10 protein-coding genes are annotated in these 12,238 nt (G+C 61.2%); 6 read left to right on the top strand and 4 right to left on the bottom strand.

Features of this window, described 5'->3' with window-relative positions:
• Window positions 1-58: 58 nt before the first annotated feature.
• The gene (locus OZ656_RS00325) at window positions 59-1,234 is read left to right on the top strand and encodes a type III PLP-dependent enzyme (RefSeq protein ID WP_278351387.1); all 1,176 of its coding nucleotides are present in this window, start codon (window positions 59-61) and stop codon (window positions 1,232-1,234) included.
• 30 nt (window positions 1,235-1,264) lie between these two features.
• Here OZ656_RS00325 and OZ656_RS00330 read toward each other — a convergent pair whose 3' ends face one another.
• From OZ656_RS00330 to OZ656_RS00345, 4 genes are read right to left on the bottom strand one after another with little or no spacing between them, the layout of a single operon-like run.
• A complete protein-coding gene (locus OZ656_RS00330; RefSeq protein ID WP_278351386.1) occupies window positions 1,265-2,467 on the bottom strand; it encodes a CynX/NimT family MFS transporter in 1,203 nt (400 codons plus the stop codon).
• Between the two features lie 11 nt (window positions 2,468-2,478).
• On the bottom strand, window positions 2,479-2,874 hold the full coding sequence (locus tag OZ656_RS00335; RefSeq protein ID WP_224850686.1) for an ectoine synthase: 396 nt from the start codon (window positions 2,872-2,874) through the stop codon (window positions 2,479-2,481).
• Window positions 2,875-2,924: 50 nt separating this feature from the next.
• Window positions 2,925-4,355 carry a GTPase/DUF3482 domain-containing protein gene (locus tag OZ656_RS00340; protein WP_278351385.1) on the bottom strand — a complete coding sequence of 477 codons (1,431 nt, stop codon included), beginning with the start codon at window positions 4,353-4,355 and terminating at the stop codon, window positions 2,925-2,927.
• Window positions 4,352-5,764 (bottom strand): DUF2868 domain-containing protein, encoded by a 1,413-nt coding sequence (locus OZ656_RS00345; RefSeq protein WP_278351384.1) that lies wholly within the window; start codon window positions 5,762-5,764, stop codon window positions 4,352-4,354. The genes OZ656_RS00340 and OZ656_RS00345 overlap by 4 nt, the downstream gene beginning before the upstream one ends.
• 87 nt (window positions 5,765-5,851) lie before the next feature.
• Between OZ656_RS00345 and OZ656_RS00350 the strand changes: the two genes are divergently transcribed.
• From OZ656_RS00350 to OZ656_RS00370, 5 genes are all read left to right on the top strand, one after another.
• Window positions 5,852-6,214, top strand: a complete 363-nt coding sequence (locus tag OZ656_RS00350) for a DUF6164 family protein (RefSeq protein ID WP_273030880.1) — start codon at window positions 5,852-5,854, stop codon at window positions 6,212-6,214.
• Window positions 6,215-6,467: 253 nt separating this feature from the next.
• Complete coding sequence (locus OZ656_RS00355) at window positions 6,468-8,570, top strand: 3-hydroxybutyrate oligomer hydrolase family protein (RefSeq protein WP_278351383.1); 2,103 nt, start codon at window positions 6,468-6,470, stop codon at window positions 8,568-8,570.
• A 103-nt stretch (window positions 8,571-8,673) separates the two neighbouring features.
• Window positions 8,674-10,119: a sigma-54 interaction domain-containing protein gene (locus OZ656_RS00360; RefSeq protein WP_379944875.1), complete on the top strand. Its 1,446-nt coding sequence runs from the start codon at window positions 8,674-8,676 to the stop codon at window positions 10,117-10,119.
• A 322-nt stretch (window positions 10,120-10,441) separates the two neighbouring features.
• Window positions 10,442-11,527 carry a TRAP transporter substrate-binding protein gene (locus OZ656_RS00365; protein WP_014420063.1) on the top strand — a complete coding sequence of 362 codons (1,086 nt, stop codon included), beginning with the start codon at window positions 10,442-10,444 and terminating at the stop codon, window positions 11,525-11,527.
• 78 nt (window positions 11,528-11,605) lie between these two features.
• Complete coding sequence (locus OZ656_RS00370; protein ID WP_014420064.1) at window positions 11,606-12,223, top strand: TRAP transporter small permease subunit; 618 nt, start codon at window positions 11,606-11,608, stop codon at window positions 12,221-12,223.
• The last annotated feature ends 15 nt before the right edge of the window (window positions 12,224-12,238 follow it).

A 12,238-nucleotide genomic window follows, 5' to 3' on the forward strand; every position in this document is an offset into this window, starting at 1 on the left:
GCCAGTCTGTGCTACCCTTTTTTTATGCCCGTTTACCCTGTGGAGGGACACACCACCCATGATCCAGACGCCTAACGCTGATATCTCCGACTACTACAGTGCCGAGACTTTCAAGCGGATCAAGGACTTTGCCGACGGCAAGGAAACCCCGTTTGTGGTGATCGACACCCAGACCATTGACCGTCAGTACGAAGAGCTGGTGGAAGGGTTTCCTTACGCCAAGGTCTATTATGCGGTGAAAGCCAACCCGGCCCCGCAGATTCTGACCATGCTGCGGGACAAAGGTGCGAATTTTGATATCGCTTCGGTGTATGAACTGGACAAGGTGATGGCCCTCGGTGTGACCGGCGACCGCATCAGTTACGGCAACACCATCAAGAAGGCGAAAGACATTCGCACTTTTTACGAAAAGGGTGTGCGCCTGTATGCCACGGATTCCGAGGCAGACCTGCGCAACATTGCCAAGGCTGCCCCGGGCTCAAAAGTGTATGTGCGTATTCTGACTGAAGGCACCCTGACCGCCGACTGGCCTTTGTCCCGCAAGTTTGGCTGCCAGACCGATATGGCCATGGATCTGCTGATACTGGCTCGTGATCTGGGCCTGGTACCTTATGGTGTGTCGTTTCACGTAGGTTCCCAGCAGCGCGAAATCGGTGCCTGGGACGCTGCCCTGAACAAGGTGAAGGTGATTTTCGAGCGCCTTAAGGAAGAAGACGGCATTGAGCTGAAGATGATCAACATGGGCGGTGGTTTCCCGGCCAACTACATTACCCGAACCAATGAACTGGGGGTGTACGCGGAGGAGATTGCCCGTTTCCTGCACGAGGATTTTGGTGACGACCTGCCCGAGATCATCATCGAGCCGGGGCGATCGCTGATTTCCAATGCCGGTGTGTTGGTGAGTGAGGTGGTGTTGATTTCACGGAAATCCCGCACTGCCCTGCACCGCTGGGTGTTCACCGATGTCGGCAAGTTTTCCGGCCTGATCGAGACCCTGGATGAGTCCATCAAGTTTCCGATCTGGACCGAGAAAAGCGGTGAAGGTGAGGATTGTGTGATCGCCGGACCGACCTGTGACAGTGCCGATATCATGTACGAGCATCACAAGTACCCGCTGCCGCTGAATCTGGCGATCGGAGACCGGATGTACTGGCTGTCGACCGGGGCCTATACCACCACCTACAGTGCCATTGAATTCAACGGCTTTCCTCCGTTGAAGGATTACTACATCTGACCGAAGGGCAGTGAGGTATCTCTGAAAGGATCAGCTTGCGGGCTGATCCTTTTTTCGTTTCAGGTCCAGGGTGAACGCCAGGGGTAACACCAGCAGGCTATAGGCCACCATGGCCATCACGGCATGACGGGTGTCGCCAGTCCAGTCGGCGAGCAGGCCGCCGAGCATGGGTACCGAGAAGGCCATGGTATAGCCCACCAGGAAGGTGCCGGCAGACAGCCGTCCGGTTTCGGCGGAGCTCACCAGCAAAGGCGGCAGAGCCACCAGCAGGATCAGCAGAATGCCGGCCACGAAGCTCATCAGCGTGGCGCTGGCAATGAACCACCAGCCTTCGAGCACCAGAGTGCCGGCGGTGCCGGCAATGCTGAGAACCGCCATGGCGACAATGAAGGTACGGCGGCCGACCCAGGCCCGCGCCATTTTCAGCATCACCAGCGAGGCAAAGACCTGGGCGATGTTGTACCAGAACAGGGCCTCGGACAGCAGGCCGATACGCCCCTGTTGTTCCAGCAGGTTACCCATGTAGGCGTTGAGGCCGAAGAACATGGAGCCGGAAAGCCCCAGCAGCAGGCCCAGGCGCAAGGTGAGTGGGTTTTTCCAGTCGGGCAGCCAGGCGGCTTTGCGTGCGGGCCGGGCCAGGTCCCGTTTGGGCAGAAACAGGGCGGCGACTACCAGCAGGGCCGGCAGCGACCAGGCCAGCATGGTGGCGCGCCAGCTGTTGTCCAGCAACGGCATAAGAACCGGCAGGGTAATGCCGGCGCCGATGAACTCACCCATGAGCATGCCGTTCATGTAGATGGCTGAGCCCAGAGCAATGTGATGGGGTTCCAGCCAACGCGGCAGCAAGGCTGGCAGCGCTGGTTGCATCATCGCCACACCCAGGCCCATGACGGCGCTGGCTATCATCAGGGTGACGGTATCGGGCACCAGACCACGGCCGGCGGAGCCTATGACCATGATCACCATGGCCAGTGCCAGGGTGTTCCTTGGGCCGATGCGGGAAATGGCCAGCGAACCGGGCATGGCGCCAATGGCCAGCATCAGGATGGGCAGTGTGGTCAGGGCGCCGGTCAATGCCTGGGTCAGGGCCAGCTCATCGCCAATGAAGGGCGCCAGGGGCGGGGCCACCAGCACGGGTATGCGCAGGTAAACACCGGCCAGCCAAAGCAACACCGCCACCGGCAGCAATCGGGCTGGCGGTGGCGGTGTGGTCGCGGCGGTTTGAAATGCCACGGCGGAGCGAATCAGTCTTCGCTGGTATCCGGCAGGTAAGCACCGTCTTCGTCGTGCACTTCCTGGCCGGTTACCGGCGGGTTGAAGGCGCAGATCAGGCGCATGTCTTCAGTGCCGCCGTACAGGGTGTGACGGTCGTGCTTGTCGAGGGCGTACAGAGTGCCATCGGTGATTTCGTGCACTTCGCCGGTGGCGAGGTCCTTGATGCGGCCGTTACCCGCCACGCAGTAAACCGCTTCCAAGTGGTGCTTGTACCAGAAGGTGTGCTCGGAGCCGGCCTTGATAATGGTTTCGTGGAAGGAGAAGCCCATGCCATCCTTCTTCAGCAACAGGCGGCGGCTGGTCCACTGCTTGTCGCTGACTTCACGCTCGGTACCGATAATGTCTTGCACTCGTACGATTTTCATTCGCATTCCTCATTTTGTGATGGAATAGCCATACAGTATAAACATGCGGCTCAGGCTCGATTCAACCGCCAGTCGTCGTATGCCGCCAGGGCGTGCTCGATGGCGGCGGCAAATTGTTCCCTCTGCTGATGGGTCAGAGCTCGTTGTTTCCGGCACCGTTCGAAGGCTTTCTGGATTTCCCGCCGGCTGGCTTTGTCGAGCTGTTCCAGCCAGTGATGGTCGGCCGGTTCCAGTTCCAGCAAATCCCGCCCGGCGTGGTTTCGCTGGCTGATATGCCACCAGTGATCCACCGCCCGCCCTAACACAACATAGCCAAACTGGCTGTCCTGTACAGGCCCGAAGCTGGCGGTTTTCAGGCCGTCCTTCATGGGCCCGATGCTCAGTGCCGGCAAAACCAGGCGATCCCCGTAGAAGTAACTGCCGGTAGCACCAATCAACCCTCCGAGCAGGGCACCGGTGCCCAGCGATGAGCCAAACGTTACGGCATCAATGCCGGCACCACTCACCGCTCCGGCGCCAAAGCCCGCGGTGGCCAGATAGCGCTTGCTGACCGCCCAGTGCTTGCGGGTGTCCTCGGAAAACAGATCGTGCTGGCTGTGCCACTGCAGTTCCGCTTCCTGGCGCCGGATGCGCTGATGCTGGTACAGGTGCTCGATGTCGATTCTGAGGGCCTGTTCCCGTTGGCGTTGGTGCCGGTACCAGCGATCCCGCAGGGTCTCGGCGAGGCTGGCATCGCTGGTTTCGGCGATCTGGTTGAGCGTCAGTGTGCGTCGTTCCTGATATGACATCAGGTCTTCCAGGGCTCGGGCAACCAGGCCTGCCGCCTGGCGCCGACGCTGGCGGCGCTGTTCGGACAGGAGCCGGGTGGCCCGTTCCAGCGGCGCCTCCCAGTCCGGTTCCAGCTGGCCGAACGCTCGTAACAGGCTTAGATGTTGCTCAAACGGGGTGCGAACAGCGTCGAACTTGCGGACAACCTGGAAGAACTGGCCCAGTGCGGCCTGCCAGGTGTCGCTGTAATCGTCCTCACCGATACTGTTGATCAGCGCCAGGCTCGGACGCCCGGTCCAGCGCAAGATGGTCATTTCAGCCTCGTGCTCGGCACTGTAGGGCACCGAGCCATCCACTACGTAGATGATCCCGGCGCCTTCCACGATCGGTGCCAGCAATTCACATTCATCGACAAACCGGTCATCGCCGCGGTGCTGGAGCACAAAAGCCCGCACGGTTTCCGGGTGATCCGAGGCGGAAATGCTGTGGGCTTCCAGCCACTGTAATACCCGCCGTGGGCGCTGGAAACCAGGGGTGTCCACCAGGGTATAGAGTTTCTGGCCATCAACGCTCAGTGGATAATCCTGCCGGGCCCGGGTGGTGCCGGGTTCCAGGGCAATGGCGATAGCGTCGTTCTGGGACAGGGTGGCGACGACACTGGATTTGCCCTTGTTCGGGTGGCCGACCACGGCGAATACCGGAGCGTTGGTCATGGTTGTGCGCTCCCGGCCAGATAAGGGTTGGGCTCGTCGACAGGTGGCAAGGCCACCGAGGCAAAGCCCGGAGCCAGGCGTTCTGTAAACCGAAGCCAGGGCTGAACCAGGTGGGCCTGCGATGGCTGGTTCGGATCGCTTGCCAGCGGAAGCAGGGTTACCCGGCTATTCGAGGGCCAGCGCTCCCGGGCGGTCTCCAGAAAATCGTGCAGCTCGCCGGTGGGCGGCTCCCAACTGCGGGTGACGACAATGACTGCCGGATGTTCCTGGCCGGCCAGGAGGATGCCTACTTGTGCCAGTACGTCTTCATCCTGGGCCAGACTGGCCCGGCCCCCGGCCCGGAAAATTCGGCAATCCGGAGCCAGCAGGCGTTGGGGCAACTCCGGTTCGCCGGCACCGGCCCAGCAGATCATCAGCGGGGTGTCCGGCAGTTGGTCTGGCTGGGCCCGGGTGCGGGTGTCTGGCAGGTCGCCGGCATCGTTGTGGCTGCTGCCGGTATCCAGGGTGGCAGTTTCCATCCGGTATAACAGGGCCTTCATGCCGGGATGGCCCGCCATCAGCCGAGTGGCACGGCGGCGCAGCAGGCTTTGGCTGAGAATCAGCAGCAGCACACGCGGTATCACCGTCCAGGTCAGCCATAACATGACCACGAAGGGCCACCATAGGCCCCAGCGTGAAGGCTCGACTCCGGTTGTGACGGGAGCGGCGCGAAAGAACCGGGTTGCCTCCACCAGCTCCAGAGAGGGCACCGCGGAAGGCCACAGCCAGGACCAGGGCGCCGCCAGGGCGCTGACCAGATGGTGGTAGCCGGAAGCGGCGGTATCCAGAGTGGTGCTCCAGCCAAAGGCCAGGTCCTGGACCACCACCATGATCAGCAGCGTGGCCAGGCCGGCAAGACCAAAAGCAACGCCGCCGGCATGGGCCGCCCGCGCCATCAGTAGTGGCTGGAGCCGGGCCCGGGTCGGGCTGGCGTGGTCCAGGTGCAGCCGTTTCAGCAACCAGCGCCAGGGCTGCCAGCCGACTATGGCCTGTACCGTGGTGGCCAGTGCCAGCAGCAGCTGGAACAGCACAAAGGCCAGAATCACGGTGATGTTGATGCGCTGGCCGCCGTCATAGAACAGTAGACCCAGCATGGTCACGATGCCCATCAGGCAGCCGGCACCTGTGAAGCCGCTGGTTGCCCGGCGCCAGAGTTTCAGTTCCCGACGGCCAACCGTCACGGTGCCGCCGGGGCCGGACAGTCGATCCATGTGTGCCAGCCAGCGCGAAGGGCTGGGCTTTATTCCCTGCTGTTCGCAGTCCAGAGCAAAGCGCCGGTCCCGGCGGTGGAGAAAGGCGGGGGGCTGATCCCTGTCCCGCTGGACGCGGTCGTCAAAATCCAGCAGCAGACGAAGGGGGTTCGGGCTCATGCAGTGTCCTGATGCAAGTTCGGTCGTGGGTGCTTTGCTGTTAGCATATAGGCAATTACGATCCTGATACCAGCCAATGGACGCGCCATGCCCCATCACCTGATGAATCTGCGCCATGTACCCGACGACGAGGCCGACGAGATCCGGGCTCTGTTCGAGGAGCATGAGGTGCGCTACTACGAGACCCCGCCCAGCCGCTGGGGCATCAGCATGGGCGGCTTCTGGGTTCACGATGCGGAAGAGGCGGAGCGAGCCAAGGCGTTGCTGGATGAGTATCAGCGTCAGCGTTTCGAGAGGCAGCGCCAGGCCTATGAGCAAGGCCTGGCCCGCGGCGAAATCGGTGGCATCGGCTCCATGTTTCGACGTTATCCGCTGCGGACTCTGGCGGCCTGCCTGGCCATCGCTGCAATTGCGGCAATCAGCTTGCTGCCCTTTGTTCGAATAGGCTAGTTTCACTGCCCGTTGTCTGGTTTTTCAGACAGTGTTCGGTCTGCCGGACAGTCTGCGGCCAGCGGCGGTCCTGCGCGCGTGCCATGCCATTGCACGCGCAACCGCTGTCCGGAATTCCGGAATAGCCCCCTCTCAAGTGCCAGTAATTTTTCATTTTTCTAAATATATTCATGGTCTTGTCCGGTTGGCACAGGATCCGCATGGGCCGTGGCGCCCATGGGGCCGATTCAACAACAACAAACAAGGACCGACCATGAAACGAATGATGCTCTGCACCCTGATAGGTGCTGCCACGGTAACGCTCACTGCCTGCAAGAAGGACGAGGTGTTCAACTCCTTGCCTGATTTCCTGGTGAGCGATGTCCAGCAGTTTGCTTACGATGGCAATACCGATGATCTTCTTACCGCTGGCCTGGGGCCGGAGGGTTTGGCCAGTGCCTCACCACCGGCGTTTGTCGATGCCCTGAATCCGACACCGGCAGAGTTGCGCCGGCTGGCCATCTACAACAATTACCGGGCGCTGGTGGATACCGCACCCGGCGGAGGTTATGGCAGCCTGTTTGGCCCGGCCGTGGGTAACGCCAGTGGCCGAATTCCGGGCCAGGAATTCATTGCCCTGATGCAGGTGCCGGGCGCCACTGTGCCGGTGACGGTAATGGCCCAGGTGCCCGACAGCTTTGATCCGGATTTTCCGTGCATGGTAACCGCACCCTCCTCTGGTTCCCGCGGGATCTACGGCGCCATTGGCACCGCCGGGGAGTGGGGCCTGAAAAAGGGCTGCGCGGTGGTTTATACCGATAAAGGCACCGGTACCGGTGCCCATAACCTCGCCACAAACACCGCCCAGTCCGTGAACGGAACACTTACCACGGAACCTGAAGAAGCCTTGTTCCGGGCGGATCTGGACGCTCAGAGCCGGGATGATTTCAATAGCCAGTGGCCGGATCGCTTCGCCTGGAAACACGCCCATTCCAAACAGAACCCGGAGGCAGACTGGGGCCGGCATGTGTTGCAATCCATTGAGTTCGGCTTCTATGTGCTGAACACACTCCATGGCCGGGAACTGGGTAATGGTGAAACTCTCCGAACTATCAACCCGAGGAACACCCTGGTGATTGCCTCCAGTGTTTCCAACGGCGGCGGAGCCTCGGTGCGGGCGGCGGAACAGGACGAGAAAGGCCTGATTGATGGTGTGGCGGTGTCTGAGCCCAATGTGAATCCGGCTGTGGACCGGAGTTTCAGCATTCGTCAGGGCAATGGCCCTGCACTGACGGAACACAGCCGCAGCCTGCTGGATTACACCACCGCGCTGGCGGTGTACCAGGGTTGTGCCAACCAGGCCCCCGGCATCCGCGATCTCGCCCCCCTGAACGGCGTGTTCAACCCGCCGGTGACTGGCCAGAACATCTGCCACTCCTTGTTCAACAAGGGGCTGGTGTCGGGTGCTACCCCGGATGACTGGGCGCTCGATGCGCAACGGATCCTGAACGAGGACTTCGGCGTGCAGCCGGAGCAGAACCTGCTGGCGCCAGTGCATTTTGGCCTGGCGGTCGCCCAGAGCATTGCCATGACCTACGCCAATGCTTACGGCCGCGCGGGTGTTGAAGACCGGGTGTGTGGCCTGAGCCTCGCAGCGACCGGCAGTGCCGGTGCGGTGGTGCCACTGGCGCCTGCGGCCGAGGCGGCGCTGTTTGCAGCGAGTAACGGCATTCCGCCCTCCGCTGGTGTCAATCTGGTCTACGACAACGCCGAGGGCCAGCCCACGAACCTCGCCGTTAGCGCTTCGCCCAGTTCCAGCCAGGTGGATTACGGTCTGGACGCCCTGCTGTGCCTGAGAAGTCTTGCCGAAGGCAGGGATGTGGTGACCGGCGAGCCCCTCGAGGGCGCTCAGGCTGAGCTGCACGAAGCCATTAGCCGTGGCATTTCAGCGGTGCGGGCCAGCGGAGACCTGCAGCGCAAGCCGACGGTGTTTGTCACCGGACGGGCCGATGCCATCCTGCCCATCAACCACACCTCCCGACCCTATGTCGGCCTGAACCAGGCAGTGGAAGGCCGGCACAGCAATCTGCGTTATTACGAAATCCTCAACGCCCATCACCTGGACGTGCTCAACGGCTTTCCGGGCATCGGTGACCGCTATGTGCCGTTGCACCACTACTACTTCCAGGCGCTGGATCTGGTGTGGGCCCATCTCACCGACAAACAGCCGCTGCCGCCCAGTCAGGTGGTGCGCACGGTGCCCCGGGGCAGCCTGACCACGCCCCTGACCCTGGCGAACCTGCCGCCGATTCAATCCGAACCGGCGGAAGCGGACCGGATTGTATTCACCGGTAACCAGTTGCAGATCCCGAACTGATTACCGACGGTTGAAATGCCACCTTTGGAGGTTTGCCCCCGAACCGGGGGCTTCCTATACTCCCGTGACGGCGTCCGGAAATCCGGACGCCCAAGGATTGCCCATGAAATCATCCCCACCCGTGAGCACGCGGACTATGAGCGAGTTGTTTACCAACAAGAACAAGAGCGGCCTGACCCGTGATCTGATCGAAGCCCTGTTCCCGATGTTTGAGGAAGCCAGCGCCGGTGCCATTGCGGTTGACCGGGATGCCAATATCACCTGGATCAACAGCAGTTATTCTCAGCTGCTGGGTCTGGTGGACCCCTCCCACGCCATTGGCAAACCGGTACGAAAGGTGATTCCGCAGACCCGCATGCCCGAGGTGGTGGAAACCGGGAAGCCCTTGCTGCTGGACATCATGGAACACAATAAGCAGCAACTGGTGGTCACTCGGTTGCCGTATTACGACGATCAGGGCGGCATTGTCGGTGCTGTTGCCTTCGTGCTCTACGATGACCTGCAACCGCTGACACCGCTGGTGTCCAAATACCGGCGCCTGCACCGGGATCTGGCCGCTGCCCGCAAGGCCCTCGCGAAGAAAAGCCGTGGCACCCGCTACAGTCTGGGCGATTTTGTCGGTGGCAGTCCGGCGGCCCTCGAGGTCAAGCGCCGGGCGCGACTGGCGGCAGGCCGGGACATGACGGTACTGCTGCTGGGGGAAACAGGCACCGGCAAAGAGGTTTTAGCCCAGGCTATCCATGCGGTCTCTCCCCGGGCAGATAAGCCCTTTGTTGGTGTGAACGTGGCTGCGGTGCCGGAAAACCTGCTGGAGGCGGAATTCTTCGGTGTCGCCCCGGGCGCTTACACCGGTGCAGACCGTCGTACCCGGGAGGGCAAGTTCCAATTGGCCAACGGCGGCACGCTGTTTCTGGATGAGGTGGGGGATATGCCGCTGCCGTTGCAGGCCAAGCTGTTGCGGGCACTGCAGGAAGGCGAGATCGAGGCCCTGGGTTCGAACAAGGTGACGACGGTGGATGTGCGGGTGATTGCGGCCACCAGTCGCAACCTGGAGGCCATGATTGCCGAAGGCAGCTTTCGTTCGGACCTCTATTACCGGCTGAATGTGCTGGAGATCAATATCCCACCCCTGCGGGACCGATTGGCCGATCTGGGTGTGCTGTGCGAAGCCCTGCTGGGTGAAATCTGCGAGGGCCAGGACATGCGTGGCGAGATTACCGATGCCGGCGTCGCGGCGCTGGGCAGTTACGACTGGCCGGGCAACATCCGGGAATTGCGCAACGTGCTGGAGCGGGCCCTGACCATGAGTGAGGATGGCGATTTACTGGATGCGGACGCGATCTTTAAAGTGCTGCCCCGTGCTGGCCAGCGCCTGGTCTCGCCGGTGCCCGCTCGCTCTGTGCGCCCGCTGGCCCGCATTGTGGCTGAGGCTGAAGCCCAGGCCATTGAAGAGGCCCTGGTGACCTGCCGTGGCAACCGGACCAAGGCCGCCCGGCTGCTGGGGATTTCCCGTTCCGTGCTCTACGAGAAGTTGGCCAGATTGTCCTGATTTCCGGACGGCTGTCCCGTTATCCGTACAATCACCTACGACCATTGTCGATGAGTGTCCGGATTGCCGGACAGCTGCCTTGACTCCAGAACCGCCTAAAATATCTATCTGCATGAAATAAAAGGCATTATCGGCTGTGGCACGGTGTCTGCTATAGCCTGTTTGCAGGACGTCAGAACAACGTAAGAAAACAAAGCTGGCGCAAACTCGTTGGACCCGACCCAAAGTCAGCTATGGTTTCCTGCGTTGTCTGATCAATTTCAGACGTAGCCCGCCGGCAAGAACCGGTGGCTGTACGACAACAACAAAAAGGATCCATTTCATGTCGATCAAGCATAAGCTTTCAAAACTGACCTATGGCATTACCGCCGCCGCGGTTATCACCGGTGGTCTGGCCAGTGCGGACGCCGTGGCCGCAGAGAAGGTTCGCTGGCAGGTTCCTCTGGCGTTTCCATCCCATCTCGTGGGTCTGACCACACCGGTCAAGCACCTTACCGAGAATCTCAAGAATATCTCCGGTGGCGATATCCAGCTGCGTTATTACGAGCCGGGCGAACTGGTGCCGCCGTTCGAAATCATGGACGCCGTTGGCAGTGGCAAATACCCCGCCGGTTACACCTGGGTCGGCTATGACCAGGGCACCATTGCTTCGTTGCCGCTGTATTCCGGCGCACCCTTCAACATGGAGCCACCGGCGTATCTGGCCTGGTACTACGAGGGCGATGGCCGCGAGCTGCTGGAAGAAATCTACGCGGAGCGCAACATCCACCCGATGCTGTGTTCCATCATCGGCCCGGAAGGCGCTGGCTGGTTCGCGCAGCCCATCGAGGGCATGGACGACTTTGACGGCCTGAAGATCCGCTTTGCCGGCATTGGCGGCAAGGTTCTGGAGAAGCTGGGCGCATCGGTAACCATGGTGCCGGGTGGCGAGATCTACCAGGCCCTGGAGCGCAAGACCATTGATGCCACCGAGTTCTCCCAGCCGGCCATCGACAAGATGCTGGGCCTGGATCAGATCATCAAGAACTACATCATGCCTGGCTGGCACCAGACCCTGACCACCTCGCACCTGCTGGTCAATAAGGACACCTGGGACAAGCTGGAGCCACAAACCCGTGCCCTCATCGAAATGGGCTGTGAGTCGGCCACTCTCAAGGGGTTTGCCGAGAGCGAGTGGGCCCAGCCAACCGCCCTGCGTGACTATGAGAAAGAAGGCGTAACCGCCCAGACCCTGCCGGAGCCTGTCCTGCGGGAACTGCAGAAGGTCACCAACGAGGTGCTGGATGAAATCGCCGCCAAGGACGAAATGTTCAAGCGCGTTCTCACCAGCCAGCGTGAGTTCATGGAACATCATTCAATCTGGCACTCCAAGGGCTACCTGCCCCGGGATTTCTACCAGTACGACTGATCAGCGGATGATGATCATGGCAGGCGGCGTTGATGCCGCCTGCATTCCCTCTCTGCATCCGGACTATTCGAGGTTGTTGTGACTGATACCAATGTCTCCGGGGGTGAGCAGTCCCCGGCACCGGGCGAGGATTTTCTGCCCACCAACGCCCTGGCCTGGCGCCTGGATCGCCTGGTGGTGGCGGTCGGCCGTTTTGCTTCCTGGCTGTGGATCGGTGTACTGGTGGTGGTGCTTATCAACGTGTTTTCACGATACGTGCTGTCTCAGGGTTCCATTGCACTGGAAGAGCTGTCCTGGCACCTGTTCGGCACTGCCACCATGCTGACCCTGGGCTACGCCGTGGTGCGTGACGACCATGTGCGGGTCGACGTGCTGAAAGAAAAGTTCCCGCCCCGGGCCCAGGCCGTCATTGAATTGCTGGGCATTGCCCTGCTTGCGCTGCCGGTGATCTACCTGATGGTGGAAGTGCTGGTGCCCTACGCCTGGAAAGCCTGGACCTACAGCGAGCGTTCCCAGGCCCCGAGTGGTCTGCCGTACCGGTTCATTTTCAAAAGCATGCTGCCGCTGGGACTGATCTTCGTGATGATCGCGCTGTTCTCCCGGTTCCTGCGTTGCGCCACGTTCCTGTTCGGGTTCCCCCGGGCCGTAACGCCCCCTGAAGACGATCGCCGGTCTACCGGCCATCCCAATCCCTGAATCACGAGGCAGACG

This window comes from Marinobacter sp. LM1 (assembly GCF_042763285.1).
GTDB classification, from domain to species: Bacteria; Pseudomonadota; Gammaproteobacteria; order Pseudomonadales; family Oleiphilaceae; genus Marinobacter; species Marinobacter nauticus.